Annotated in this window: 32 protein-coding genes and 2 riboswitches; of the genes, 13 read left to right on the top strand and 19 right to left on the bottom strand. The window is 40.2% G+C overall.

Annotated elements, in window-relative coordinates; all coding sequences use genetic code 11:
• Positions 1-149: 149 nt before the first annotated feature.
• From AB685_RS14315 to AB685_RS14295, 5 genes are all read left to right on the top strand, one after another.
• Entirely contained in the window at positions 150-881 is a 732-nt protein-coding gene (locus AB685_RS14315; RefSeq protein WP_047971268.1) for a DUF3784 domain-containing protein, read from the top strand.
• 34 nt (positions 882-915) lie between these two features.
• Positions 916-1,869 carry a calcium/sodium antiporter gene (locus tag AB685_RS14310; protein ID WP_047971267.1) on the top strand — a complete coding sequence of 318 codons (954 nt, stop codon included), beginning with the start codon at positions 916-918 and terminating at the stop codon, positions 1,867-1,869.
• Between the two features lie 12 nt (positions 1,870-1,881).
• Positions 1,882-2,694: an undecaprenyl-diphosphate phosphatase gene (locus AB685_RS14305; RefSeq protein WP_047971266.1), complete on the top strand. Its 813-nt coding sequence runs from the start codon at positions 1,882-1,884 to the stop codon at positions 2,692-2,694.
• 135 nt (positions 2,695-2,829) lie between these two features.
• Positions 2,830-3,378 (top strand): tyrosine-type recombinase/integrase, encoded by a 549-nt coding sequence (locus tag AB685_RS14300; RefSeq protein ID WP_047971265.1) that lies wholly within the window; start codon positions 2,830-2,832, stop codon positions 3,376-3,378.
• An 11-nt stretch (positions 3,379-3,389) separates the two neighbouring features.
• Positions 3,390-4,946 (top strand): potassium/proton antiporter, encoded by a 1,557-nt coding sequence (locus AB685_RS14295; protein ID WP_047971264.1) that lies wholly within the window; start codon positions 3,390-3,392, stop codon positions 4,944-4,946.
• Positions 4,947-4,966: 20 nt separating this feature from the next.
• Here the strand turns inward: AB685_RS14295 and AB685_RS14290 are convergent, their stop codons facing one another.
• From AB685_RS14290 to AB685_RS14265, 5 genes are all read right to left on the bottom strand, one after another.
• Positions 4,967-5,416, bottom strand: coding sequence for a CBO0543 family protein (locus AB685_RS14290; RefSeq protein ID WP_053073817.1), 450 nt, complete (start codon positions 5,414-5,416; stop codon positions 4,967-4,969).
• Positions 5,417-5,714: 298 nt separating this feature from the next.
• On the bottom strand, positions 5,715-6,221 hold the full coding sequence (locus tag AB685_RS31310) for a hypothetical protein (RefSeq protein WP_053073816.1): 507 nt from the start codon (positions 6,219-6,221) through the stop codon (positions 5,715-5,717).
• Between the two features lie 157 nt (positions 6,222-6,378).
• The gene (locus AB685_RS14280) at positions 6,379-7,908 is read right to left on the bottom strand and encodes an NCS2 family permease (protein WP_047971263.1); all 1,530 of its coding nucleotides are present in this window, start codon (positions 7,906-7,908) and stop codon (positions 6,379-6,381) included.
• A gap of 19 nt (positions 7,909-7,927) precedes the next feature.
• Positions 7,928-8,521 carry a xanthine phosphoribosyltransferase gene (locus tag AB685_RS14275; protein ID WP_047971262.1) on the bottom strand — a complete coding sequence of 198 codons (594 nt, stop codon included), beginning with the start codon at positions 8,519-8,521 and terminating at the stop codon, positions 7,928-7,930.
• A 119-nt stretch (positions 8,522-8,640) separates the two neighbouring features.
• Positions 8,641-8,742: riboswitch (purine riboswitch) on the bottom strand.
• Between the two features lie 360 nt (positions 8,743-9,102).
• Complete coding sequence (locus AB685_RS14265) at positions 9,103-9,723, bottom strand: hypothetical protein (protein WP_047971260.1); 621 nt, start codon at positions 9,721-9,723, stop codon at positions 9,103-9,105.
• Between the two features lie 235 nt (positions 9,724-9,958).
• Here AB685_RS14265 and AB685_RS14260 point away from each other — a divergent pair, with 235 nt between their 5' ends.
• Complete coding sequence (locus AB685_RS14260) at positions 9,959-10,948, top strand: hypothetical protein (RefSeq protein WP_047971259.1); 990 nt, start codon at positions 9,959-9,961, stop codon at positions 10,946-10,948.
• Between the two features lie 138 nt (positions 10,949-11,086).
• On the opposite strand, the gene AB685_RS14255 is transcribed toward AB685_RS14260, so the two are convergent.
• The 6 genes from AB685_RS14255 to AB685_RS14230 all read right to left on the bottom strand — a co-directional run bounded on the left by AB685_RS14255 (position 11,087) and on the right by AB685_RS14230 (position 14,388).
• Positions 11,087-11,281: a hypothetical protein gene (locus AB685_RS14255; RefSeq protein WP_047971258.1), complete on the bottom strand. Its 195-nt coding sequence runs from the start codon at positions 11,279-11,281 to the stop codon at positions 11,087-11,089.
• Positions 11,282-11,504: 223 nt separating this feature from the next.
• On the bottom strand, positions 11,505-12,176 hold the full coding sequence (locus AB685_RS14250; RefSeq protein WP_047971257.1) for a hypothetical protein: 672 nt from the start codon (positions 12,174-12,176) through the stop codon (positions 11,505-11,507).
• A 60-nt stretch (positions 12,177-12,236) separates the two neighbouring features.
• Entirely contained in the window at positions 12,237-12,647 is a 411-nt protein-coding gene (locus tag AB685_RS14245) for a hypothetical protein (protein ID WP_047971256.1), read from the bottom strand.
• A 314-nt stretch (positions 12,648-12,961) separates the two neighbouring features.
• Positions 12,962-13,315: a hypothetical protein gene (locus AB685_RS14240; RefSeq protein WP_047971255.1), complete on the bottom strand. Its 354-nt coding sequence runs from the start codon at positions 13,313-13,315 to the stop codon at positions 12,962-12,964.
• A 75-nt stretch (positions 13,316-13,390) separates the two neighbouring features.
• A complete protein-coding gene (locus tag AB685_RS14235; RefSeq protein WP_047971254.1) occupies positions 13,391-13,915 on the bottom strand; it encodes a CBO0543 family protein in 525 nt (174 codons plus the stop codon).
• Entirely contained in the window at positions 13,912-14,388 is a 477-nt protein-coding gene (locus AB685_RS14230; protein ID WP_047971253.1) for a hypothetical protein, read from the bottom strand. Before AB685_RS14230 ends, AB685_RS14235 begins: the two co-directional genes overlap by 4 nt.
• Positions 14,389-14,572: 184 nt before the next feature.
• Between AB685_RS14230 and AB685_RS14225 the strand changes: the two genes are divergently transcribed.
• From AB685_RS14225 to AB685_RS14215, 3 genes are all read left to right on the top strand, one after another.
• Positions 14,573-15,160 carry a DedA family protein gene (locus AB685_RS14225; protein WP_047971252.1) on the top strand — a complete coding sequence of 196 codons (588 nt, stop codon included), beginning with the start codon at positions 14,573-14,575 and terminating at the stop codon, positions 15,158-15,160.
• 12 nt (positions 15,161-15,172) lie between these two features.
• Entirely contained in the window at positions 15,173-15,952 is a 780-nt protein-coding gene (locus AB685_RS14220) for an undecaprenyl-diphosphate phosphatase (RefSeq protein ID WP_047971251.1), read from the top strand.
• A 255-nt stretch (positions 15,953-16,207) separates the two neighbouring features.
• A complete protein-coding gene (locus tag AB685_RS14215) occupies positions 16,208-16,468 on the top strand; it encodes a hypothetical protein (RefSeq protein ID WP_047971250.1) in 261 nt (86 codons plus the stop codon).
• A 267-nt stretch (positions 16,469-16,735) separates the two neighbouring features.
• On the opposite strand, the gene AB685_RS14210 is transcribed toward AB685_RS14215, so the two are convergent.
• The 3 genes from AB685_RS14210 to AB685_RS14200 form a co-directional block, all read right to left on the bottom strand.
• Positions 16,736-17,779 carry a ribonucleotide-diphosphate reductase subunit beta gene (locus tag AB685_RS14210; protein WP_047971249.1) on the bottom strand — a complete coding sequence of 348 codons (1,044 nt, stop codon included), beginning with the start codon at positions 17,777-17,779 and terminating at the stop codon, positions 16,736-16,738.
• A 16-nt stretch (positions 17,780-17,795) separates the two neighbouring features.
• Positions 17,796-20,057, bottom strand: a complete 2,262-nt coding sequence (locus AB685_RS14205; protein ID WP_047971248.1) for a ribonucleoside-diphosphate reductase subunit alpha — start codon at positions 20,055-20,057, stop codon at positions 17,796-17,798.
• A 235-nt stretch (positions 20,058-20,292) separates the two neighbouring features.
• A riboswitch (cobalamin riboswitch) is annotated at positions 20,293-20,489 on the bottom strand.
• A 200-nt stretch (positions 20,490-20,689) separates the two neighbouring features.
• A complete protein-coding gene (locus tag AB685_RS14200; protein WP_047971247.1) occupies positions 20,690-21,511 on the bottom strand; it encodes an STAS domain-containing protein in 822 nt (273 codons plus the stop codon).
• Between the two features lie 168 nt (positions 21,512-21,679).
• Here AB685_RS14200 and AB685_RS14195 point away from each other — a divergent pair, with 168 nt between their 5' ends.
• Positions 21,680-22,582 carry an aldo/keto reductase gene (locus tag AB685_RS14195; RefSeq protein WP_047971246.1) on the top strand — a complete coding sequence of 301 codons (903 nt, stop codon included), beginning with the start codon at positions 21,680-21,682 and terminating at the stop codon, positions 22,580-22,582.
• 84 nt (positions 22,583-22,666) lie between these two features.
• Here the strand turns inward: AB685_RS14195 and AB685_RS14190 are convergent, their stop codons facing one another.
• The gene (locus AB685_RS14190; RefSeq protein WP_047971245.1) at positions 22,667-22,897 is read right to left on the bottom strand and encodes a hypothetical protein; all 231 of its coding nucleotides are present in this window, start codon (positions 22,895-22,897) and stop codon (positions 22,667-22,669) included.
• Between the two features lie 315 nt (positions 22,898-23,212).
• On the opposite strand from AB685_RS14190, the gene AB685_RS14185 reads away from it, so the two are divergent.
• The gene (locus tag AB685_RS14185; protein ID WP_047971411.1) at positions 23,213-24,463 is read left to right on the top strand and encodes a dicarboxylate/amino acid:cation symporter; all 1,251 of its coding nucleotides are present in this window, start codon (positions 23,213-23,215) and stop codon (positions 24,461-24,463) included.
• Between the two features lie 61 nt (positions 24,464-24,524).
• Here AB685_RS14185 and AB685_RS14180 read toward each other — a convergent pair whose 3' ends face one another.
• Genes AB685_RS14180 through AB685_RS14170 form a run of 3 tightly spaced genes read right to left on the bottom strand, consistent with a single transcriptional unit; the run spans position 24,525 to position 25,790 of the window.
• Complete coding sequence (locus AB685_RS14180) at positions 24,525-24,839, bottom strand: multidrug efflux SMR transporter (protein WP_047971244.1); 315 nt, start codon at positions 24,837-24,839, stop codon at positions 24,525-24,527.
• Between the two features lies 1 nt (position 24,840).
• Positions 24,841-25,194 (bottom strand): multidrug efflux SMR transporter, encoded by a 354-nt coding sequence (locus AB685_RS14175; protein ID WP_047971243.1) that lies wholly within the window; start codon positions 25,192-25,194, stop codon positions 24,841-24,843.
• A 2-nt stretch (positions 25,195-25,196) separates the two neighbouring features.
• Entirely contained in the window at positions 25,197-25,790 is a 594-nt protein-coding gene (locus tag AB685_RS14170) for a TetR/AcrR family transcriptional regulator (RefSeq protein ID WP_047971242.1), read from the bottom strand.
• Positions 25,791-25,936: 146 nt separating this feature from the next.
• Here AB685_RS14170 and AB685_RS31305 point away from each other — a divergent pair, with 146 nt between their 5' ends.
• Positions 25,937-26,092, top strand: a complete 156-nt coding sequence (locus AB685_RS31305; protein ID WP_157860721.1) for a hypothetical protein — start codon at positions 25,937-25,939, stop codon at positions 26,090-26,092.
• A 13-nt stretch (positions 26,093-26,105) separates the two neighbouring features.
• Positions 26,106-26,435: a hypothetical protein gene (locus AB685_RS14165; RefSeq protein ID WP_047971241.1), complete on the top strand. Its 330-nt coding sequence runs from the start codon at positions 26,106-26,108 to the stop codon at positions 26,433-26,435.
• 47 nt (positions 26,436-26,482) lie between these two features.
• On the opposite strand, the gene AB685_RS14160 is transcribed toward AB685_RS14165, so the two are convergent.
• Entirely contained in the window at positions 26,483-26,929 is a 447-nt protein-coding gene (locus AB685_RS14160) for a hypothetical protein (RefSeq protein WP_047971240.1), read from the bottom strand.
• Positions 26,930-26,987 lie beyond the last annotated feature (58 nt).

Genomic DNA, 26,987 nt, shown 5'->3' with positions numbered 1-26,987 from the left:
ATGACAACAGGAATCAATATAATCACCAAGCTCATCTGTCCAACAATCACCTCCGTTGAAAGGGCTATTAATAAGATATTTAAGATTTGAAACTTATAGACTTCGAAATACGTATGATTAGCAAAGAATGTAGAGAAAGGGGAATAAACATGTGGTTATTTTTTTTCATACAGCTAGCATTGGTGCTTGTTTTCCTATTGATAGGGTGGGCTATCGTCAAAAAAGAAGCCTACGGATTAATTTCCAGTTTCAGATCACGTCCGCAAGATGAGAAAGAGGAGCTCATACGCAATGGTTATCCGCAAAAAACAGGAAAGCTGCTTCTTGCGACAGGGCTTGTCCTACTGCTTTTGCTACCTTTGTTGTTTACAGCATTCCCATATGCTCTAGAATTGCAGATAGGGGTAATGGTTGTTCTTTTGCTGGGGGGCTTCATTTACCTTTCCAAATACGAAATACCAAAAAAACGAAAGAAAAGCTATATCATTAGTAGTTCCATCGCATTCATCACTTTTGGCTTCTTATCGGTCATTTTCTATTTTGGCTACCAGGATCCGGAATTGTTACTAAAAGAGGATTCGTTTGAGGTAACCGGAGTGTACGGAGATGAGTGGTACTATGAAGAGGTCACTCATATGGAACTGTTGGACGAAATGCCGGAAGTAACGCTCCGAACAAACGGATACGGTATGCAATCCATGTCCAAAGGGCATTTTAAGGTCAAAGACTATGAAAGCAGTTTGTTGTTCATTCATAAAGGTAATTCTCCCTATTTATATATCGAGACGAAAGATGATAGAATTTTCATTAATTCAAAAAGTGCAGAACAAACAAAAGATTGGTATCATCAATTAGAGAAGGTTTCAGGTAAAGTGGAATAAGAAATTGATTTTGTCTAGGAAAGGAACATGAAACATGACGTATTTACTATTAATTGTCGGATTCGCTTTGCTGATTAAAGGGGCGGATTGGTTTGTGGAAGGAGCTTCGCAAATTGCAAAAATCCTCCGCATCTCGCCTTTGTTGATCGGGTTGACGATTGTTGCATTTGGAACAAGTTCACCTGAAGCGACGGTAAGTATATTGGCGGCACTTGATGGAAGTGCCGAAATTTCGTTAGGGAATGTCATTGGAAGTAATATTTTCAACATAACCCTTGTAGTGGGACTAACGGCATTATTGAATCCATTAAAAGTGGAAAGCGAAACAATTAGAAAAGAAATTCCTTTCACGCTGCTCGGTAGTACGGTCCTACTTGTTCTGATCAGTGATGTGGTCCTGCAAGGATTCACAGAAAACCTGATTACGAGAAGTGATGGATTAATATTTCTGTTGATTTTTAGTATCTTCATGTATTATATTTTTGAGGTTGCTAGAAATAACAGAGACAAGATGGAACCGGTAGAAACATCCGAGAAAGCGGTTTGGGGCAAGAAAAGCATTCGTACATTAGTCGGTCTTGCTGCCATAATATTCGGTGGAGAACTTGTTGTCAGAAACAGTACGGATATAGCCGTATCTCTTGGCATGAGTGAAACACTCGTGGGTTTAACCATTGTTGCGATTGGTACATCTTTACCGGAATTGGTCACATCCATCACGGCAGCCATTAAGAAACAGAGTGAGATAGCCCTTGGAAATATCGTAGGAAGCAATATTTTCAACATCTTTTTTGTACTCGGGACGTCTTCCCTGATTACACCTTTACCAGTCAATGGAAAAGTATTTGTGGATATTGGCCTGATGCTGATATTGACTGTAATTCTTCTAGTCTTTTCTCGAACGAATTTCCGTATAGGAAAAAGAGAAGGCAGCTTCTTGGCAGTAGCATATGTGCTATACTTGGTATTTATTATTATTAGAAATTGAGGTATAACTTGTATGGAAGAAATTTTAAATTTATTGAAGTACATATTCCTTGGAATTTTCCAAGGGATCACAGAGCCGATACCGGTTTCTTCAAGCGGTCATGTCATGATTTTGCAAGAGCTAATGGGAATGAGACTCGAGGGCCTGACTTTTGAAATTGTAGTAAATGCAGCTTCTTTGATAGCTATCCTAATCATTTACCGCGAATCCATCTCCAGACTTTTCTTCGGAGCATTACGCTTCATAACAAAAAAAGATAAAGAGGATAAAGCTGATTTCATGTTTGTTGTGTATCTGATCATAGGTACCATTCCAGCCGGAGTAATTGGCGTGGTGTATGGTGATGTGATTTCAGGTGCATTAGAGAACATTAAAGTTATTGGTGTCACACTTATTGCTACAGGTATCGCACTTTGGTTGATTCGTAACCTTAGAGGAAGAAAAAATGATGCTGAACTTTCAACCCTTGATGCAATCATTGTCGGCTTCGCACAGGCGGTAGCATTGATTCCAGGTGTCAGTAGATCTGGTGCAACGATTGTTGCGGCGATGGCACGAGGAATGAAACAGGAAACGGCATTAAGGTTTTCGTTCCTTCTATTCATTCCGGTAAGTGTGGGAAGCATCCTACTGGCAATTAAGGACTTACTTGGAATGGATAATTTAAATGAAATTGTCCTGCCTTATTCATTGGCGTTTATCGCTTCTTTGATTGCGTCATATTTTTCATTGAAATGGTTTATGGGGATCATGGCAAAAGGAAACCTGATTTATTTCTCCATCTATTGTTTTATTGTTGGTACGCTTGTTTTGATTTTTATGTAAAAACAATGGAATTGCCCCTTTGTGCAGCCAAATAAACCCCACGTAAATGGGGTTTATTTTTTTTGGTGTATATCATTAAAATGTTACATATATATATGTTATAATGAAGTTAAGTAACATTAAGGAGGCGTTTTTGTGGAATATGTTGAAGCATTGAAAGATCGCAAATATATTCAACAGATTAAAGAATATTTAAAGAACTACTCCTTAAGAGATTACTTGTTCTTTGTTATGGGGATTAATATGGGCCTTAGGCTTAGTGAACTCTTGCATGTAAAAGTTGGGGATGTTACTGAAGACGGTAATATCAAAGAGTTTTATTACGTGGATAATGAACCTTATGTCTTCATGAACAAACATGTCAAACAAGCCATAAAGCAATACCTTCATAAGAGAGAACTGCATTCCACGGATTATTTATTCAAATCCCAAAAATGCAGTTCCCCGATTACCAGACAGCAGGCATATCGCATCATTAATAAAGCTGCAAAAGACGTCGGGGTACCCGGCAAAGTGGGAACACATACTTTGCGTAAAACCTTCGGATACCATGCATACAGAAGTGGTGTGGCAGTCTCTATACTCCAAAAGCACTTTCATCATTCCACACCTTCAGAAACACTCCGCTATTTGGGAATCAATAAACAAGAAAATATACCAGTTAAAATCGATGTGAATTTATAAGGGGGGATATAATGCTACAAGGTGCATTGAATGTAGATTATTTTATTTTGTTAACCGCATTTCTTCTAATTGTTGGTGTCATTACAACCAAATTTTCTTCAAGACTCGGTGTTCCTGCGCTGGTTCTGTTCATCATTGTCGGCATGATTGCGGGCAGTGATGGACTCGGTTTCATCTACTTTGATAATGTGAAGCACGCTCAGCTGATTGGTATCTTCGCTCTTGTCATCATTCTGTTTGAGGGGGGGCTACAAACAAAATGGACAACGGTAAGAAAAGTTGTTAAACCGTCTTTAACATTGGCAACTCTCGGTGTAATCCTGACTTCGGCTCTGGTCGCGGCATCTGCGAAACTAATCCTGGATGTATCTTGGTTGGAAGCATTCCTGTTCGGAGCAATTGTTGGTTCAACAGATGCAGCAGCAGTATTCGCAGTCTTGAAAGGTCAGAACATTAAAGCACGTATGGGCGCCACACTTGAGGCAGAGTCCGGTACGAATGATCCGATGGCAGTTTTTTTGACATTATCCTTTATTGAATTGCTTACTGCCTCCAATCCTAGTTACATAGGATTCATCGGAAGCTTCTTCTGGCAGATGGGTATTGGTTTATTATTGGGATTAGGACTAGGAAAACTGGCGTCCCTTTCTATTAATAAGATAAACCTTGACTCCTCTGGTTTATATCCAGTCTTTGCCATGGCATTTGCTCTATTGACATATAGTATTGCTGCATTAATGGGAGCAAGTGGACTGTTAGCGGTTTATGTGGCGGCTTTGATTATCGGTAACAATGAACTTACCTATCGTCAATCAATTTTCCGCTTCAATGAAGGGTTTGCATGGATGATGCAAATTCTGATGTTCATCATTTTAGGATTGTTGGTCTTCCCAGGTCAGTTATTCCAATGGGATATTATGTTCAAAGGCTTGTTGCTTTCTGTAATCTTGATTGTCGTTGCTAGGCCAATAGCGGTATTCCTTTCTACGCTAGGCATGGACTTCAGTGTCAAAGAAAAGGTATTTCTATCATGGGCCGGTCTTCGAGGAGCAGTACCAATCGTTCTCGCTACATTTCCAATGATTGCAGGAATACCAAATGCGCAGGTTTTCTTTAATGTCGTATTCTTCGTCGTGTTGACCTCCACTCTTGTCCAAGGATCGACGATTACGATGCTTGCAAGAAAATTGAATCTTACGGGACCAAAGAAAATAGCACCAATACATTCCTTGGAGCTCGTTTCAATTGGTAAAGCAAATGCGGAAATTATCGAGTTCCAGGTGGAAAAGGATCTGGACATGGTCGGAAAAACACTGATTGAGTTGGAATTTCCGGATAAAACACTGATCAATGCCATTATTCGAGCTGGGATTCTTGTGACACCATCAGGTGATACTGTCATCAGGGATAAGGATTTCTTATATATCTTGACTGCTAGAAATAGTAAACTTGCCTTGGAAGAATTCCTTAAAAAGAAGAAAGAGTCTGAAGTGGTTGTCAATGAGGAAGGGATTGACAGTGATGATGAAGAATCGAATGAAAAAAAGGATATAAAAGAGACTGTATAAAACCAGGGTAGCCATTACGGTTACCCGGTTTCTTTTTGTAAAATGAAACGACAAATGATTTCTGTAAAGAATTTTAGGATGTATGCAATAATTATGTATAGCGGAATGGAAATGAAAAAATTCCAATGAAAAGGGATATACAGGCCAAGCTTTTCAGCCACTGGTTCGGCTACAAATGAAGCTCCAAAAGCCAAAATGACATTTGCACAAAAGAAGCTTTTTCCTGTTGGGAAGTATTGATAGATCAGCATATATGTAATGGGAATTAAGCAATAATCAAATACATAGGATTTAGGAAGGAAAGGACTCAATTTGTAAGTGTATCCCCATAGCCCTAACTCATAACCCAGCCCATCCAGGTTGGAGGCAACGATAATCCAGAATAAATCGTAAATGGTTATTCTCGGCAGAGCATTCGTCTCCTTTAGTTTCCAAAACAATGTCCATAAGAGTACAAATGTACTGACCATTATCCACCATTGCCAGGAGAATACTACATGCTCTCAAGCCAAAACTTCACATGTGATAGGACAGAAAATTGTTTTTTTTATAAATTTCAATGTATTGTTGCTTAACCGACATTGTAAGGCCTGCTCTCATTTTCAATGATATCAGTAGTTTTTCTATATTTATGAAAATGATACTAAGAATTAGGAATAATAATGGGTCTATCTGGGGAAGTTGCCTTTATCTTACTATGCTTTCGTAAGAATTTAAAAGCCCTCATTGAGAAAATACATATGAGGGCTTTTGTTCCTTTCAATTGAGTTATTGGAAATCACTTTGAACCCCTTGCCCACCAGTGAACCCTTGACTGCCGCCGAATCCAGGTCCACCGCCGAATCCAGGTCCACCACCGAATCCAGGTCCACCGCCGAATCCAGGTCCACCACCGAATCCAGGTCCACCGCCGAATCCAGGTCCACCACCGAATCCAGGTCCACCACCGAATCCAGGTCCACCACCAAATCCAGGTCCACCACCGAATCCAGGTCCACCGCCGAACCCTGGTCCAACACCAAATCCTGGCCCGCCGAATCCAAAACCAGGATAGCCAAACCCTGGACCTCCAAACCCTCCACCGTATCCAAAGTTATTAAATAGCGCGCTGCCTAGCAGTCCGCCCGCAAGTCCACCTAATAGAGGTAACCCAAAGCCCACCCCGACAAACCTCGGATCTGGTCTCCCTCCATGTCCAGGTCTTCCTCCATAGCCCGGGCCAATGCTACGCTGCCCGTGGTTTGAAACGCCGTACCAATGATTTTGTAAATGCATTACTTCTCCTCCTAACTATGCCTACTTTGTATTGTATGTGCATTCGTCCAAAAATCGTGGGCAACCGCCTTGAAAGAGGAAAAAATTAAAGAAAAAGCATGATAAATAAAAAAGAACCGAGATATTCTCTCGGTTCAAACTTTGATTTGTTATTATTTCAAGACGCAATCTGCCTTTTAACAGAAACCTTACGTTCAGTTTTAGTAAGTGTACTCGATGCCCGTTGGTATGCGCAATAGACCAAAAATACAGCCACTAACACATAGCCGATAGCAAAATCAGGAGCAGCATTTACAGCAAGCTTTGGTGCATGCATAAATCCGACGAAGGATAGGAAAGCACCAATCAAAGCGAAGTAAGTTGCTCGGCGGTAGTCCTGGTCGATGATATAAACAGTAATAGAACCAAGCACGATAGCTGTAAACATGGCACCTTGACCAAGAGGGACGATTCCCTCAGAAATACCGGAAACCACTTCTCCTGCACTATTGTTGAAGCGGGTCATTACATAGTTTGCAAAGTAAGGGAGCATTGCAATTGCAACGGCAGGGAAATACTTTTTGTCATTGGACTGGAATGCGGTTGCTACCATGGAAATCCCGACAAATACCAAGATCGGAGCTACTGCAGCAAGCGGAATAATAGCAGCGAGAGCAGCAATCACACCTGTTATGGCTGCGACTCCGAAAACGATGGCGTTTAAGATGCTGTATCCTCTACCGGCACCCATCCATTTGGAACCGACTGTCGCAATATAAACGGTAGTAGGGAAGAGGCCTCCAAAAACAGCTCCTATCATTGTGCCTACTCCATCGACTGCCTGACATTCCCGAACATCATAGGAGTCGCCCGCTGCAGACATAGCATCCACATTGTTCATTGTTTCAATCGCATTATAAAGAGTGATAGGTAGTATGATAGCCAATAGTCCAATAAGTGTTCCGAATAGGTAAGTCATTCCTTCAAAAGCGGCCAATGTAGGTAAAATAGGATAGAATCCAATATTGGCAAGTCCGTCAGATATTTGTGATGGTGATTGATAACCTAACGCGAATGCCAGAACTGTCCCAATAATGACAGCAAACAAGGAAGCGGGAATTTTAAATGGCATCGACATCTTCCCAACAACACCGACAATGATGATAACAAGTGCAACTAATCCTACAACAGGAATGGAAAAGGTATTGAATAACATTTCCCCAGCGATAAAGGTAAGGGCGACCCCGGCAAGTGCGCCAAGCATGGCAGCGCGAGGCAAATGGTTTCGGACCCAGTTTCCAGTGAAGCTTACTAATGTCTCAATTAATCCACTCAAAAAGGCAGCAGCAACTGCAATCTTCCAAGCAAGTTCCGGATCACCGGTCAATGCGTTTGCAGGCGCCAGAACACCAAATAAGAAAACGAACATGACAGGAGTGCTGATTCCATAGGAGAGAGCAGTGACATCTGTTCTTCCTTCTTTTTGTGCCAAGCGATTTGCCATAAATGCGTAATAAAGGTTACCGACCATTACGGCAACAGCAGCACCAGGGATGACTTTGCCGAATACGATGCTTGCTGGGAAGCCCATGCCAAGCATTGTTACAGCAATGATAACAAAGTTTGCCAAGTTATTTTGAAAGAGTGCGAAGAAGGCATCGGTGTCTTCTTTTTTATACCAAGGGTAGTTAACAGTCGTTGCTTTCATGAGATGACCTCCATTTTTCTTAGTTTGTAACGGTAATTGGCTCTTTCACAAAGATTATCTTTTCGTCCTGAAGCGACTGGATTCTTGCAAGAGATTCAACACGATAACCTTTATCCTCTAATATCTGTCTACCAGGCTGGAAGGTTTTTTCGATGACGATACCGATTCCGCTAACAGTTGCCCCGGCCTGTTTTACTACATCAATCAAACCTTGGGCAGCCTGTCCATTTGCCAGGAAATCATCAATAATCAGAACTCTGTCATTTTCCTCCAAGAATTCTTTTGCCACTGTTATTTCACTTGACTCTTGTTTCGTAAAAGAGAACACTTCGCTTGTATAAACATTGTCCTTCAATGTCAGCGATTTTTTCTTTCTTGCAAAAATCAGGGGAACACCAAGAGTATGGGCAGCAAAGAAACTTGGGGCAATTCCGGATGATTCAATGGTGATCACTTTATTAATATTGGAGTCTGCAAAGCGCTTTGCAAATTCCTTGCCGATTTCAATCATTAATCCTGTATCCACCTGGTGATTCAAAAATGTGTTAACTTTTAAAACGCCGTTTGGTAAAACAGTACCTTTATCAAGGATGGTTTGTTTTAATAGTTTCATGATGATGTCCTCCTTCTGAACATAAAAATTCCCGAAAGTCGAAATGGCACTAGAACTACAAGTGACCATCTCTAACTTCCGGGAATGCAAAAACCTACTCAGGTCAAGCCTAAGAAAGGGGAAATTAAAGTATCACTCGTAGTCAAGCCATTTACGGTAGCTTGGTAGAGACTTGTAGGCCATATTCCTACTTTTATACGAGTTATTCTATTATTGAATTGTTTGGATTATGAAGTGATTATATAGGAAAAAGGTGGACTTGAAAAGGGGTTTCCTTTAAAAACACGAATAAAGTTATGAACATGAATGGTTGAGTTCGGAAAATCCCAAGAAAAACTCCTCACTCAGACTATTGAAATAACCATAAAGTCTTATAATACATTGAACCGTTGATCTTCGTTCCAGACGCTTCGCTTTCCACGGGCGGTCCGGGAGCCTCCTCAAGCTTCGCCTTGCGGGGTCTCCCTTGTCCCTTCCTCCCGTAGGAGTCTGCGCGCCTTCCACATCGATCAACTCGGTTTCTGCATTTTCAATTTGAAGTATTGCTTTTTTACACACAAGAGGAAGCGGGGCACGCTTCCTCATTGGGGTTTTATTGTCTCTTTCAACTTTTTGATTTCGGTAAAGATTTCCTCTTTATCAACATTTAATTCTTCTGCAATTTCCTTAAAGGATTGACCGTTCTCTTTCTTTGCAAGAATATCAGCAATATCTACATCGGCCAATTTAGATAATATAGATGCTTTCACCAAAGTGTGCATTTTGGTTCCTTCATTAAGGTACTTTTCCAGATCAGCTTGGTCTTTGTTTAAGTAAGTAGAGAGATATGGCACAATTTTATCCTTGTTCTGTTCGAGATATTCATTATACCTTTTCGAATGGCGGTGATGATGTTTCTTGAGCAAATCCGCTTCAACGTTAAAATGTTCCGCTGTAGCTTCCCAAGATTGAGATTGTTTGTAGTACTTTAAGATTTCCTCTACGTCTTTGTTTGCAAGCTTTGCCAAATGCATGGCGTGGAAAATATCGTGTTTTTTATAGCCGTCTTTTTCCAATTGTTTGAACTTATCTTTATCTTCTTTACTCCACTCTTTATGGTGTGAATGGTGCTGATCGTGTGAAGCGAGCACAGTTGGGGCAGCGATAATGCTTCCAGAACAGAGAAGAACGGTAATAAGGGTCCAACACAAAAGTTTTTTCATCAATTTACCTCCTTAACTTTCAATCTTACTTACTTTGTCCAAAAAACACGAGATAATCCAGTAAGTTAATGTGACAGGAAAATGGTCAACTGAAAAGGCAAATTAAAAAGGAAAAAACCAAGTCATTTTCCCAATAGCCTCTATTAGCAATATGCCTTAAGATTAAAGGTGGGGCTATAGAACTATATGTGGTTTGTATTTCCTATAGGCGTAATAATGGAAGGAGGGAAGGGTATTGAGAAAATTGCTTATTATCATGTCAATATCCAGTCTTATAGTGCTTGGAGGTTATTCTATATATGAATATACCAATTACACTTTGGAGTATTCCGAGAGTGAGATTACAACCTTCATCCATGAACAGTTTGGTCCAGTGCAGGAAAAACCGTTATTATTAGAAGCAATCAAAATAGAAGATACCAACAAGGTCGTTGCCACATTTGAATATAATCAAAATAAATTGGGTGCGGTCATCTTTCAGCAAGGATTGTACGGTAACTTGAAGTTTGAAAATATACTGCTCGATCATACATACTATTCGGAAATTCTGGATACGAACAAAGGAACCTATATCCTTTTCATAGTGGAAAACTTGCAAACATCCGTGAAGACAATTGAAACCGACATTGTCAGCCATGGCGATCGAGTGAAAATAGCTATCCCTCCTCAAAAATACTACACACACTTTAGTAAAATGGAAAATGTATCAAAAATCAACACTAATCCAATCTACATATATCGTACTTTAAAGGGAGCCATTACAAGTGCATCGAACAATTTGCAAGAAATGGAGTTGATGTTTGTAGACGAAAATCATCAATCATTTCTGATATATTCAGAGAAAAATGCAGTCTTAAAAACGGTTCTAGGCAGCTATCAACAGAACGATGAGGGTTATACCGTTACAGGGGTAGAAGAGCCGAATTTCTATTCTATGAATGGAGAGAAAAGTTTCTGTTTCGAAGAGAAAAAGGTTAGTGTGGAAACAGAAGAACTTATATATCTCCATGGATTGGTGCCTCAAACAGAAGAAGTTCAAAAAGTAATACTTGAGGTAGAAAAGAAAGAAGAAGTAATCTATCAAATTTCAAGTGATGTCGTTGCAAATCAGTTCTTTTTTCATATTTCAGTACCAGAAGTGCTGGAGTCAGACGTAAAACTCGTGAAAAAATTCCACTTATATGATAAAGAGGGAAACTACATACGAACAGAGATGAAAAGCTAGCATTTTGCTGGCTTTTGTTTTTTTTATACTATTTGAAGGGACTAAGTGTTTAGAGGTTGTAAGAGGACCATATGAAAGAAAGATATAAGAATGCGTATCACTAATAAGACCGCTTGAGGTATATGTACAGGAAGCGGTCTAACTTTTTAAAGGTTGATCTCTTGTGGAGATGTGTTTATATACTGATATATTTTGAAGGATACTGACAACCATAAGAGCGAACATCATCCAAAAATACCCGATATCGTGGATAACAAATGCAATAACCGATGCAACAAGCATAAGGAAACTGGCCATAATACTAATTACGAAAATAATTTTGCTCAAACTCAATGGTACATCCTCCTCCTTAACTATAGAAGTATAGCATAATTTCTTGCTCGGTATCTATATACCCATTAACAAGTGATGGTATGTGTGTAATTATACAATAAATTTGTTTGTCTCTTCATTACAGTTATGTAAAATCTTCGTAGAACGAAGGAATCCAGTAATAAGACGATCAAAAAGACGAAAAGGTTCCAATGAAAGAGGAATTTCAAGGTAAAACGTGTAATTATTCCTCATTAATCTTTATTAACTTATGAACATCCTTTAATACTTCCTCTTTTATTTCATGCCGAATCCAGCCCACCTGTGGTGCAAATACCGAACTTCCTTTTCGTAATGTATTTCCATTCTGATCCTTTTCTTCAAAATCAATAATGATGCAATTCTTGAAAGTATCGGCAGGGGTTTCAACTTCAGAATCTATTGCTCGAATGTGATATGTTATTTCGAGTTCGAACTCCTCCATCGTCTCTGTCCACTTGTTACTGGCCTCTAATGGGTATGCGATAATCTTAGTTTTAGGAAATTTTTTTATATCATTTGCATCCCAATCCAATGGAAAGTCTTCTGATAATACGATATAGCCATAGATGCCTTTTTTTGTTTCTTCATAGAAATTGATTGTTTCAAAAACATCTGTTGAAGTATTGGCAGAATCCATATCCACAACAGTTTTCACCTGGATAATATTACTGTCTGGTACCTTGCTGTACAACACTCTATACTCTGTATGCTCTTTTTCTTCAATGTATCGTTGGAAGGTATAGTCCCCTGATGATGGCAGTAAGGGAGGTGGTTCTTCCGCTTTGCCCGGCACTCCCTCAATTGCACTACCGCAACCAATAGGAACGACCGAAATAAGAATTCCAATAAAAAGAATAATGAGTACATTTTTCAAATAAAACCCCTCCCTGAAGGTTAAAGTTGAAGATAGTGTACCCATTATTCCTTTTTTTAGTTATTCCAAGCTTAGCATGTCAACAAACGGTCTGAAATCTTCACTGAAATAATAGAACATGGGATGTTCTTTTTCATTGAAAATAAGCAGATAAGGCTTTTCTCCTTCAGGGAAAATGAAAATTACTTGTTTGACCGATTGCTTCAATACATTGGTGTCGACTTTTTCAGCAGGTTCAAAAGGGACCTTGACCATAAAACCCGTCTTAGGTGTTGGGTTTAATTTGGGATAAAGGGTATTCGCACTTTTTACAAGCTTTAACGCCTCTACCCGATTTTTTTCTTCCAATGGAATCGACTTTATCACCTTGCTCTGTGTTACGTCAAAGACTTCTATTTGAAGGGGCTGTGCCGATACACTGATGGTAATTGCACCCCAGATGAGCAGTAGAAATAAGAAGATTTTCCTCATTTTTATCACCTCTTCATTAGTATGGAGCAAATGAGGTGAAATCATGAGGAGCTTTAGTCTTCGTGACCAAGGAAACGATAACCGATATATAAAATAAATAAGCAGCCCAAAGTAATCAGGACTAAATCATACCCGACGCAAGAAGATTGCAGACATAGTTCCCCCATATATGCCCTCCAATGTTCAAATTTTTTTAATGTTATGTGAAAGAAGTGTGTATTATACCTTATAGTAAGCGTTTACAAACATCAGAATTAATAAAGTCGAACCGGGAACGATTTTGACAAGCGTGTCTTCGGTTCGACCTTCTTTGTTTATTCCGCTTTTTCTTTTTCGTCTTGAATTTTGTCCTTCAATAACGATACAGCCTCTTCCTTGTCATAGGTGAATAGGATCATGTCGTCGGTAAGATACCCTGTATATTCAAACACTATATAAGCAGGAGTTTGTTCAATATTGTACTTGGGGTAATTCTCGGTTGCCTCATCCAATCCAATAACGACTTCACTGTCCTTCAGGATAAAATCGATATCTTCAATTTCAGACAGTGTTGCATCTTCTTTCTGGTCGACAACCTCGATGTAAGAATACCGATCTGGTATGTGTGTTGGCATACCACAGGCTGTTAGAAAAAGGAGGAATAGGGATAGAAGAATGGGTTTCTTCATGTATCAACACCTCCAATAGGTATTATTCGACATGTTTTTGAGAAACCCTTTTCTGATCTTTTTTATTTTATAGGCTTAGCTTTTTTTTTGAAGGTGCTTTCTGATTTTGTTGAAAAAGAATGTATTCAAAGCCATTATAAATGCGTAAAACATGAATGAGTAAATGAGTGTCCACTCCCTATATTGAAAAAGGTTGAAAAAAAGCGAGATCCATTCCAAAAATATCAGAATGAGAGCCCAACCAATTACATATGCGATTGTAGAAGGTCTGAATTTTGCATAAAAATGAATGGCAATAACAATAGTAGCAGGATAAGGAAAAGTCTGTAAAATAACATCAAAGATTTCGGCATGTGCGTAGTCCATCGTATCGTAAAAATCTAAAGGGTGCTCAGCTAACAATGATTCCAAGGTAGTGGTCAAAAAGAGATTAAATAGATACACACTGACCATTTCGGTGTTGGTAAGTGTTCTGCAGTGTGTATGTAAATACCAGAGGACCGCAATTACCAAAATGGAAATAAGAATAGTGAATACTTCATTTTCATCAAAGTTTTTTGGTGATATGGGAGTGAGTATAGCTTTAAATTGATTATTCATGTGATTACCTGTTCTTTTTTCAATAGTATATGAATAGTCTTCCATACAAAATTGGTTAGTAGAAGTATAAAGATAGATGCTGCTATATCAATGAGTGGAACCCACTTTTCATTTTGGGTTTCCAATATCCCTGATAATAGTAAAGCTTTTTCACTTACAATAACAATCACTATCCATCCAATACCGCTTGCTACATAATAGCTGAAACTTGTGCACTTTAGAATATACAATACAATAATCAGTAGAACGGGGAGGGTAATGCCAAAATGTAATTTTACTGTGAGTTTTGCCCACCCACTATCGGCAATGCTAATTCGGTCATAAGGGGAAAACAATTTATAGAATGTATTTTGACAGATGTAGGATGAAAATAGGAATAACAAAGTCAGTTCGAGGATCTCGAATTTTAGGTAACGTAGTGAAAGCATCAGGAAAACGGACAAAATTATCGTTATTGTTAGTGCAATAAACATACAGAACTCCCTCATCATCAAATATCCTTTTGATACTAGTATGACTTAGGTTTTTCTATACCATTCATGAACAGTTCACACTCATCCCAACATTTAAAAATAACTACATTCGCTTTTTAGTGCTTTTCATGGACTTGCCTTCATACATTGTTAGGGACAACTCTCTTACAAATGAGGCGAGGATATGGAGCACTTTTTTTTATCTATTTTTGAATTTTTTACAACAATGGGAGTTTGGGGAATAGCCCTGGGCTTAATGGTGGAAGTCATCCCCAGCGAAATTGTTTTGGGATATGGCGGGTATTTGATTTCAATCGGGGAGATCGGTTTTACAGGAGCCCTTTTGGCGGGTGTGGCAGGGGGAACACTTGCGCAACTTTTTTTGTATTGGGCAGGAAGCATTGGAGGAAGACCTTTTCTTGAAAAGTATGGGAAGTACATATTAATTCAGCCAAAGCATTTGGATCTTTCGGAAAAATGGTTCCAGAACTATGGACCGATTGTAATATTTACAGCCCGTTTTATTCCTGTAGTCAGACATGCCATTTCCATACCGGCCGGCATTGCAAAGATGAAGTTTTTGCCCTTTTTGCTTTACACCGTTGCCGCGGTCCTACCTTGGACGGTACTTTTCCTTTACATAGGTTTTCAATTGGGTGAAAACTGGCGTGAAATAAAGCATGCTGCCCAACCGCTCATTATTCCTTTGATGATTTTGATCATTTTGGGAGCCATCACTTATTTTGTATTTGATAGGAAACGGACGGAATAGGAGGGGAAGATCATGTCCAAAATCGAGGCATTCATATTAGGAATTATTCAAGGACTAACGGAATTTCTTCCAATTTCAAGTACGGGTCATTTGTATTTGGGACGAAATTTGTTCGGTCTGCAAGAAGCGGGATTGTTACTTGATACAATGCTGCATTTCGGGACATTGATTGCAGTCCTCTATTTTTACCGGGAGGAATTTATCAAGATAATTAGAAATCCTTTCCATAAGCTTTCCTTACTGTTGGTAATTGGAACCATTCCTGCAGTAGTTATAGGACTTGCTTTCAAAGATTATTTTGAAGAGATTTCCCAAACAGGCGTTACAATTGGGTGGGAATTCCTAATTACGGGCGCCTTTCTGTGGTTCGCCGATTCCATCAAAAAAGGTGCAAAAAAAATGGAGGATATCACGTGGAAAGATGCCTTTTTTATTGGTTCTTTTCAAGCTGCCGCCATCTTTCCTGCCATTTCCCGCTCAGGACTGACCATTGTAGCAGGTTTGTTCCGAAAGCTGGATAGGGAAACGGCCGCTTATTTTTCATTCCTGTTATCAACGCCTGCAATTGCAGGTGCGGTGTTTCTGCAAACTGTTGAGGTCTCACAGGTGGGCAGGGAGGATATATCGCTGACTTCGTTGCTGATCGGAATTCTTGCTTCCTGTTTCTTCGGGTACATTGCGGTAAAATGGATGATTAATTATTTGAAGAAGCATTCTCTACGCACGTTTGCGGTGTATGTGTGGGTATTGGGAATTGTAGTTCTGAGTCTGCAATATCTGGGGTTATTTTAATAGGCTCTTTTCCAAAAGATTGTTGCTATTCACTTGTAAAAAGTCGGCTATTGGACTTTTTACAGCTTATCTTCTCTAAAATTAGCATCAAATCTAATTGAGACGGCCAGGAAAAGAGCACGACAGCAAGGAATATAACGGTTAGTTGATAAATACGAAAAAGCAACAAAGTTTACGAAAACAGACTTAAATAAGGATTTTTCTTTTAACAAAAAATTCTGTTATTATGAAAGGAGGACAAAGGGGGAGTATTCTGTGTTCAAAGATATAAAAACAAGAAAAAAACCTATTGTTATCCTGCAGCTGCTGCTGGTTCTCGGAGGCCTCATTCTAGGGGGAATGGGAGCGTACCTTGATAGCCCTACCCATGTAGGATGGATGTTTTGGCTTTTTGCAGGAGCTTTTATGCTCAGGGGGATGGAAAGATTTTTTTGGGAGAAACAAAGCTTTTTGGGTTATCTGTTCATGGGGGTTTTGTATCTAGGTTTTTCGTTTTTCGTCTATCCCATTTGGTGAATTTTGAATCTGATCACCGTTTAAAAAGTAGGCTCTGATAAAGTTAACTATTGATAATGAGCTAGTTTCTAGCTGTTGATTGGAGCAAAAGGTGGAGACTCCAGCGGGGGAGTAGCGACAATCTTGAGACCCAGCAGGGCAAAGCCTGAGGAGGCTCAAGGTCGCCCCGCGGAAAGCGCAGCCTTTTGCGGAAAGCAACAGCGATGTTTAACAGAGCCAAAAAGTAAATAGGCCGTGGACTGGGTTGGCCCACGGCGAGAAGACGTATTACAAATCATCAAAACCGTTATCCACGACATTGACTTTCGTGTATTGCCTCGATTTTTGCTCAAAGAAGTCCGACTTGCCAAGGTCCACTTCCTCATAGGCCTTGATCCATTTTAATGGATTAGTTCGGTACCCTTCAAAAGGACGGCTAAAGCCGAGTTGGTTGGAGCGGACATTGGCGTAAAATTTGATGTAGGCTTCCACATCCTCCAGCTCAATACCGGTAAAATGATTACCGATTATTTGTCGCGCCCAATCTATCTCCAGTTCTGCTGCTTGCTTAAACGTTTCTTCCACAAAAAGAGTAAGTTCATTTGAATCTTGTTCAGGATATTCCCTGAGTACCTCTTGAAAAATCTTAACGAACAGATCTACATGAATCTGCTCATCCCTATTGATGTAATTGATCATCGTACTAGAAGCAACCATTTTCTGGTTTCTGGCAAGGTGATAAAAGAAAGCGAATCCTGAATAAAAGAATAAACCTTCCAATATCACATCATAGACAATAGAACGCAACAAATTTTCGACTGTAGGATCCTCTGCAAATGCTTTATAGCCATCTGTAATGAAATCATTCCGCTTCCTCAAGGTAGGTTCGGTACGCCAGTATTCGAAAACCTCCTCCTGTTTCGTGCGGGTTACGAGACTCGATAGGACATATGAATAGGAGTGGTTATGTACCACCTCCTGTTGGGCAAGCATAATCATCAATGCGTTCAGGCTTGAGTCTGTCAAATAATCTGCCACTTTTCCTGCATAGTCGGTCTGAATACTGTCCAACAGTGCAAGCAGGCCGATGATCTTCAGGAATGCATCCTGTTCCTTCGGTGATAGGTCCGGGAATTGCTTAATATCCTGGGACATATTTATTTCAAAGGGGGACCAGAAATTGGCGAGCATTTTCTTGTATTTGGGATACGCCCATGAAAATGCAACGTCATCCCAGTTCAGCACATTGGAACTTTCCCCATTGATGATTCTGGTTGATCTATTAGGTGCTTTTCCGTCCATGATGGAGCGGGTCTTCAGGTTATTGCTCATGTTTCTTCCTCCTCTATCAGCTTGCACACGAATCGCATTCTTCTATATCCGTTGATGTTGACCGAACATAGTAGGTGGTTTTCAGCCCCTGTTTCCATGCGTCCAAATGTAGATCCAGTAAGGCCTTGGCTTTAATTGCGTTTGTAACATACAGGTTGAAGGAGATTGCCTGGTCAATATGCTTTTGCCTTGCCGCATTCTGGGCGATGCTCCAATGCTGGTCGATATGGTAGGCTGATTTATAGAACCAGTTAGTCTCCGCATTTAAGTCAGGTGCAGTAACTGGTATCTTGTAATCTTTTTTCTCTTCTGAATATACCTTCAGGAAAATAGGATCGATACTTGCTGTGCTCCCGGCAATGATTGATGTTGTCGCATTCGGTGCAACCGCCATCAGGTAGCCGTTACGGATACCGGTAGTTGCAACTTTCTTTTGAAGCACTTCCCAATCCAATCCGGCTTGTGAATCGTAGTTTCTTTTTGAAAAATATCTTCCTGTTTGCCAATCGGATCCTTCAAATGCAGGATACGCACCTTTTTCTTTTCCAAGAAGCGCACTTGCTTGAATCGTGTAAAAAGCAATTTTTTCGTAGAGCTCATTCGCATACTTTACGGCTTTTTCCGATTCCCATTTAATGCCTTCTAGTGCCAATAGATGATGCCAGCCAAAGGTACCCAATCCGACAGCCCGGTATTTCTCATTGGTCATTTTAGCCTGAAGAACAGGGATGTCATTTAAATCAATTACATTATCAAGCATGCGCACCTGAATAGGAACAAGGCGCTCTAGCACATCCGCTTTGACTGCACGTGCAAGGTTAATGGAAGAGAGGTTGCAAACAACGAAATCACCTGGCGTTTTAACGGTGATGATACTTCCGTCTTTCACAAACTGAGTATTGGTTACCGTGGCACTTTGGTTCTGGGTAATTTCCGTACATAGATTTGTACAATAGATCATGCCTTTATGATGATTGGGATTCATTCGATTTACTTCATCACGGTAAAATATGAATGGACTTCCTGTTTCAAGTTGCCCCCTCATGATTGCTTTCATGATATCGATGGCAGCCACTTTTTCTTTTGCAAGATCAGGGTGGTTCACGCACTCCGCATATCTTATCCGGAAACTGCCGGCACCTTTTACCTCATCAAAGGAATCCTCCAGGGAATATCCCATCGTACTTCTGACTTCATGGGGATCGAATAGATACCAGTCGCCCCTTTTCTCTACCTGCTCCATAAAAATGTCGGGTATACATACTCCGTTAAATAGGTCATGTGTGCGCATGCGTTCATCGCCATTATTCAGTTTGCTGTCGAGGAATGAAAAGATGTCCTTATGCCATACATCAAGATAGACCGATATGGCTCCTTTCCGCTGGCCGAGTTGGTCCACACTGACTGCGGTATTGTTCAACTGTTTCATCCATGGAATGACGCCACTAGATACTCCTTTAAAGCCACGGATATCACTGCCACGGCTTCGGATTTTACCAAGGTACACTCCAATTCCTCCGCCGGACTTGGAAAGGTTTGCGATATCCGTATTGCTGTCATATATTCCTTGTAAACTATCATCCACCGTATCAATGAAACAGCTGGAAAGCTGACCATATGTTTTACCTGCATTGGCAAAGGTGGGGGTGGCAACGGTCATATATAAATTGCTCAATGCCCAGTATGCCTCTTTCACATACTGTAGTCTGTTAGTCTGTTCCTTTCTCATCAGTGTCATGGCGATGATCATGAACCGTTCTTGTGGAAGCTCCCAAAGCTGCTTGCTATGATCACGTGTTAAATACCGATCTGAGAGAGTCTTTAGTCCGATATAGGTGAAAAGATGATCTCGTTTGGGTTGAAGGACAGACTCCAATTGCTGTATCTCATTTAAACTGTAAGACTCTAGAAGCTGGGAATGATAGATTCCTTGTTCGGTCAATGCTTCTATTAATTGATACAGGTTGGTATATGGGTTGACAGTTTTCCTGATGTGGCAGACATCCTGTTGAAGTTTATGAGCAAGGAGTCTGGAGGCTACGTAAGTCCAATCCGGCTCATTTTCCGTCAGATGATTGAGCGCATCCAAGATTAATTGATTGTAAAGCTCCTGTACTTGATTAAGTGGCAGGAGCTTGTCGATAAGCTTCTCCGCTTTTTGTAAAAACGCATCCGCATCAAGGGATGGGAACTGTAGTAATGTCGAGTCTAGCAATGCTTGAAAGTTCTGCAAGGATGGCCGTTTTTCTTTGTAATGTATTTCAGTATGTATGGTCATATTTTTCCACTCCATTTCGTTTGAAAGATTGGGCAAGTTTCGTTGAAAATTTTGTTATGGGCAAGGCGAAAATGCCGAAAAAAAATCCACTCAGGTAGCTGAGTGGATCAAACGATCATAGAATGGTAAAAAGGAGAAGGGGGCGGCATCCTGTCAACTGGATGTTGAAATCGGATATATCTGCCTTCTACCAGGTTCTATGGATCGTTTCATCTTCTCAACTCCCGAAGAAAGTGAAACTATAATCGCTAAAGGCAGGTCTCCTGACTCGTGCTTCTTCCTATCTTGATCCTTCCCATATAAGAGCCGTTAAGCCTGCTTAGACAGTGGATTATCAAGAACGTCTGCACTTACAGTTGCGGGAACAGTTCCGGAATTTCACCGGATTCCCTATTAAGTCTACTAAAAGACACCTTTACCGCATTATGGACATTTTTACTGTATATAGATGTTTGAATGTGATTTTTATACAATATATAGTGTTATTCGTGAATGATAGTATTATCATAAATGAAACATACACAAATGGCAAGACATTTAATTGGAAGGATTTCTAGAGAAATTTATGGATTGCGGGGGTTTCGACATGAAGTGAAAAATTCCTGCCGGGGTCTGACCCCGGCAGGAATTTTTTATTGTTCTTGCAATACTTGTTCGATGGATCCGCCGATGTGAATGTCACGGAGTACAAGACCTGAGTTGATGAATTGTATGCTTAGTTCCGGACGTAGTCCTGTAATGATTGGTGTGATGCCGATCAGTTTTAATGCGCGAAGGAGGAGTTCCATCGTGTGAAGGACCGTTTCGTCAAGCCGGTAGACACCGGAGAAATCGATGATCAGTTTAGAAATGGATAGGTTTTTGCTCTTTTCCAATGTTTCTTCTATAAGGATCCCTGCACGCACCTCGTCAATCTCCCCAACAAGTGGCAGGACTGCCATACCTTGCAGTAGCGGTACAATAGGAATGGAAAGGCGGATCAGGGAAGCTCTGGATTCAAGCAATTTCTGTTCCGTTGCAAAAGAAAATGCTTGGCTGAATCCATAAACGATTATATTGAATAATTCATCGATTAGAATGAAAATCTCCGTAATCTGTTTCATGTGATATCCTTCTGCTAATGCTTCACGTTCGATGAATGACCATAGACATCTTTTATATAAGGTCATATTTGAAAGGGTGTTCTCTAAAGAGCCGCCAGCTTTGACGGACATGTAGCCTATTGATTCTCCCCAATCTTTCGCTCGATCTAGGATGCATTTTTCAGTATCGAGAACGTATTCTCCCAGAAACTGAAGGAGGTTACGAAAGATTTCCTTAATCTTTTCTTCTGTTTCTATGTCCCGATATTCTGCTACGTCTGGATAAGTATTCTGGATTTCAGATAAAATGTTTGCTGCAACTTCATGCTGTGAATCTATCAATTTATTTCCTATCAATGTATGTGCTGTCATTGTCGACGAATCCTTTCTTCAAACAATTATATTTACTATCTATTTTAATGAAAAATGAAAAAGAAGTATATCTTTTATTGGATTAAACTAAGAAGGAAGCAGTATTTTTGGCTATTAGGGCGCAGAAGAGGTATAATTTCTAAATATTGAATGGATAGGAGTGTTATGATGGAGAGAATTCAGATAGGTAAAGATGTGTCACTTTCGAGAATCGTTCACGGGATGTGGAGATTGAATGATTGGGGATACAGCAAGGAAGAGACATTGAATTTCATTGAAAGCTGTTTGTATATGGGCATTACATCTTTTGACCATGCTGATATTTACGGGGATTACACAGTGGAAGAACAGTTTGGCGACGCACTTGCGCTGAAGCCTTCCTTAAGAGACCAGTTAGAGCTGGTAACAAAATGTGGAATCAAGTTGATTTCGTCGAATAGACCTGAGCATGGAATTAAATATTATGATACCAGCAGGGAGCATATCATCCAATCAGTGGAACAATCTTTAAGGAACTTCCAGACAGAGTACATAGATGTATTATTGATACATAGACCAGATCCCATGATGGATCCAAGTGAAGTGGCAGAAGCATTTTCCCGCTTGAAAAGGGAGGGGAAAGTGAAGCGATTTGGTGTATCTAATTTTCTGCCATCTCAATACAAAATGCTCAACTCTTATTTGGAAGATCCATTAGTGACTAATCAAATCGAGATTGCCGCAACACATTTGGAGCACTTTGAGAATGGAACGATTGAACAATGCCTAAGCGATCGAATTTCTCCCATGGCATGGTCTCCGCTTGGCGGAGGGGGGATTTTTACCAGCACCGACGAGAAAGCTATACGCGTCAGAAACACACTGGAAAAAATAAAAGAAGAAACAGGAGCTGCTTCAATTGACCAGATTTTATATGCCTGGTTACTAACGCACCCTGCCAAAATAATTCCTATAGTAGGTTCAGGGAAACCTGATCGGGTAAAGTCAGCGGTGGATGCTTTGGAAATCAAGCTGTCCAGACAGCAGTGGTTTGAAATTCTCGAAGCTTCAAAGGGGAAAGAAGTAGCTTGATTTTTGTTATATTTTAATAATAAAAAAACCGGGACAATTGTCCCGGTTTTTGTTGGAGTTGTCCATAAATTGGACGTTTTCCTATTAAAATTTTAGCTGGTTATTTCTCTTATTCAAGAACTTCTTATATACGTCCGAGAAAAACATCAGTCCAATACAACCGAAAATGACATATGATAAATTAAAGTACAGCGATGGATCTATTCTTATATGTTCCCCGCCTGCTGCCCCCTTAATGATTTGGTAAGAATCAATGGCAACTTTTGCTGCAACAAGAGTAAATACTGCCACAATAACCCTCCAAAGTAATTTCATCTAAACCCCTCCGTTAATTGCATGAAAAATTTTCTATTTGTAAATGCTATAAAAGTTAAAATAGTGGGTAAATAAAGGTAGAAAGCTGTTGTTAAATATATCAAAAATTTGAAAGGAAAACAACCCGACTTTTGAACTTTTTATTGTGTATTATAACAGACGTGAGGATGTTGGTCTATCATAAATCACTTTACAGAAATAAAAATACCACGTAGAATGAAAAAAGTCGCCTTTTGTCGAATTGTAGGATATATTGCAGAATTCCGAAAAAATAAATTATATTAATATTACGAAAAGGAGGAATTTCATGTGAAAATGACATTAACTAAGAAAATAATTATCGGCCTTATATTAGGTATTCTAGTTGGGCTTGCATTGAATATGTATGCGCCATCTCTATTTGAACCATTTGATACATACCTATTTCAACCCCTTGGGAAAATCTTTTTAAACCTAATTACAATGCTTGTCGTCCCTATTGTACTCATCTCCATTACGCTTGGCGTGGTGGGACTTGGGGATACTAAGAAGCTTGGAACTATCGGCCTCAAAACAATATTATTTTTCTTGATAACAACATGTATTGCCATAACTATCGGGCTTTCACTTGCTTCTGTTATTCAACCGGGACTTGCTGGTGATTTTGAAAACATGCTGGTTGATGAATTGGCGGAGGAGGATACACCTGAAGAAGCTCCTCCAGTTATGGAAACGTTATTGAATATCATTCCAACCAACCCTATCAAGGCAATGGCGGAAGGCGAAATGTTGCAAATAATCTCATTTTCTGTCTTACTTGGATTTGCGATAAATGCATTAGGAGAAAAAGCGGGAAGGGTCAAAACCTTGCTTGAGCAGGCGAATGATATCGTAATGTTTCTGGTTCATATCGTCATCAAAACGGCACCTTATGGAGCATTTGGTTTAATTGCTTCTGCAGTTGGCGGTCTAGGAATTGATGCAATCAAAGCGATGGGGGCTTACTTTATAGTAGTACTAATCGCACTGTTCCTCCATTTCTTCATCACTTACGGAGGAGCACTTTTCCTACTAGGGAAAATAAACCCGTTTACATTTTTCAAACGTTTTATTCCGGCGATGAGTGTCGCTTTCAGTACATCCAGCAGTAATGCGACACTTCCTATGTCCATGGACGTAGCCCAGGAAAACCTGGGTGTACCTAAACGGATCAGTAGTTTCGTACAGCCACTGGGTGCTACGATTAATATGGATGGTACAGCCATAATGCAAGGTGTTGCCACTGTCTTTATCGCACAGGTGTACGGCATTGATTTATCGTTGGCTCAGTTACTTACGGTTGTAGGGTTGGCGGTTGTTGCAAGTATCGGGACCGCTGGTGTTCCAGGCGTAGGATTCATTCTCCTTGCCATGGTTCTCGGTCAGGTTGGCCTTCCAGTAGAAGGTATTGCCTTGATTCTGGGTATTGACCGATTGCTTGATATGACGAGAACTGCTGTCAACATTACAGGTGACGCAACTTGTGCATTCATTGTAGCAAAATCGGAAGAAGGCGAAATTAAAATGCCTGAAGAACAGAAGATATAAACAAAAACCCATTCCGGAGAATAAATCCGGAATGGGTTTTTTTCAATTTCAAAGACTCTATTCACTGAGTTATTTTCAAACCGATTACACCGATAATAATTAAAGAGAGCAAAACTATTCGAATTCTATCCTTGGACTCCTTAAAGAAAATCATCCCGAGGAGTACACTTCCTGCTGAACCGATACCTGTCCAGACAGCGTAAGCGGTGCCCATCGGAATATCCTTTAGAGCAAGGGAAAGGAAATAAAAGCTCAACATGCCGATTACGATGAAACTGAGGGAAGGGTATAGCTTCTTGAATCCCTCAGCCAGTTTCAATGAAGCTACTGCACCAATTTCACACAATCCGGCTATCGTAAGGAAAAACCATGCCAATTTATATCCCCTCCTTGTAAACAGGTGTATCTTCTTCATCGCTAGTAGTTATTTTTAACCCGATAATTCCGACCAGCATAAGTCCTATAAAAAATAACTTGGAAAAGCTCGCTGATTCTTGGAAAAATAGTATTCCCACCACAGCAGTACCGGCAGCTCCAAACCCTGTAAAAATAGCATAGGCTGTACCAATCGGTATAAATTTGAGGGATTTTGAAAACAGATAAAAGCTGATTGTCAGCGTAACTACAGTAACGATACTCGGAGTCAAAACGGTAAACCCCTCAGAAAATCTCAGACCTAAAACCCATACTATTTCCAATAGTCCTGCTATGAAAATGTACACCCATTGCATGATTAATTCCCTCCTATCTCTGCTGCTTTCCAAAAGTGCTCAAATGCATGCTCCACCTTCTTATCATAATCTGATGGGGAGTAAAAAAAACGCTGTACGAAAAGGCCATCGATCAAAACATAAAAAGCGTCAATCAAAGGTTCCATTTGCTGGGAGGTAATCTCTTCGTTTTGTTGTCCCTTGTCAAGAATCTGTCTAAGGATATCGGTCGTATGAGCTTCTGTTTGAATGAATTGCTCTTGTATAGTAGAACGGAACTGCTCCTCAGGGAATAAAAGAGTCCTTTTATACAGGAGCCCAAGGGTTTCATCCTTCCAAAAGTCGACCATATTCTTCATAAATCGATACATTAGCTTTTTTGTTGAATACTGATTTATTTCACCAGCGTCAATGGTGACGCGTTCTTTAAACGTATCCATCAGTTCTTGGAGGATGGATACATACAAGTCATCTTTATTTTTAAAGTGAGCATATAGGGACGGCTTTTTAATCCCGACCATTGTTGCCACTTCGTTTAGTGAAGTTCCGTAATACCCTTTTTGAGCAAATAATTGAAGGGCGTTTTGCTTAATTCGTTCAGATGTGGATGTCGTCAATGAAATCACCTCAAGAATTTAACTACCTACCGTTCGTTAGGTTGCAATGCCATTATATGATATTTACCGGGGAAAATCAAACACTAGTGTGTTTTATTTTTTGACAAAGGGGTATTTATACAGTAAGAGATGAGGGAGGAATTGATGTGAAGAAACGTTTGAAGGCTAAGTTGGAGAAGAGGCAGGCTCTTTTTAAATCACAAGCAGAGCACCGTGCCATTGGACATACCAATCGGTTAGTGGCCTCACGTCAGAGAGCTCAAAGCAATACACATCGCCCTACAACTAGAGAAGAACAATAAGGAGGGTATTACGTTGAGTGATAATACGTTGAAAAAGAAAAATCAGAATTTGATGGAAAAGGCCAAGTATGCAGAAGAAGGTTCTGATTTAAAGAAAGATGCGAAAAGTGTCAGAAGAATTAATAGACACATGGAGCGTGAGAAGAATAGAAAAGAGCAAAAAGCTGCCCAACCTGCCTATGAAGTGTCGGTTAATGAGAATTCCTTCAAAGTTACTGGTGTTAATTCCGAACAGGAAGCAATTGATAAGCTCTCTAAATGGAGTGCTTTTCATAATATGGTGAACAAGATGAAGGAAAACGATGAAGAAGTGAATATTGAAGCGAAAAAAATACAGGGATAACAAAACACACCGCAGAAATGTGGTGTGTTTTGTTATGCATCAAATTATTAGACGCATTGGAAAGAACGAATGCGGTTAGAATCTATTCCAAAGTAAACCCAAGTAAAGAAGAACCAACGATAACCTGCAACTGATCTTCTTCCTATAAAGGTAGGGTAGAACCAGAATTGTTCCCCATTATTTAACCTGACCCAAGTAAAACGATACAAACAGCCGAAAAATGCGCCCGGATCAACAGCTAATGCAGATGGTCCCCCAGGTGAGCCGAAACTTGCGATTTGTGGTGGAGGAGAGGATGGTGGTGGTCCAGTTGGTGGTCCACTGCCAGGTCCACCTCCACCTGGTCCTCCGGGTGGTCCGAATCCTGGCCCCCCTGGTCCTCCGGGTGGTCCAAATCCAGGCGGCCCTCCAGTAGGCGGTCCAAATCCAGGACCTTGGCCACCACCTGGAGGCGGTCCAAATGGCGGAAAGTTAAGTTGACGATATGGATACATAGGATTTCTCCCTTCTATTAAATTCTCTATACGGTATGCATATGCCCAGAGGTTGGTG

It is taken from the genome of Bacillus sp. LL01, assembly GCF_001037965.1.
The sequence above is the reverse complement of the archived record's forward strand: the minus strand, read 5'-3'. Positions and strand labels throughout refer to the sequence as shown.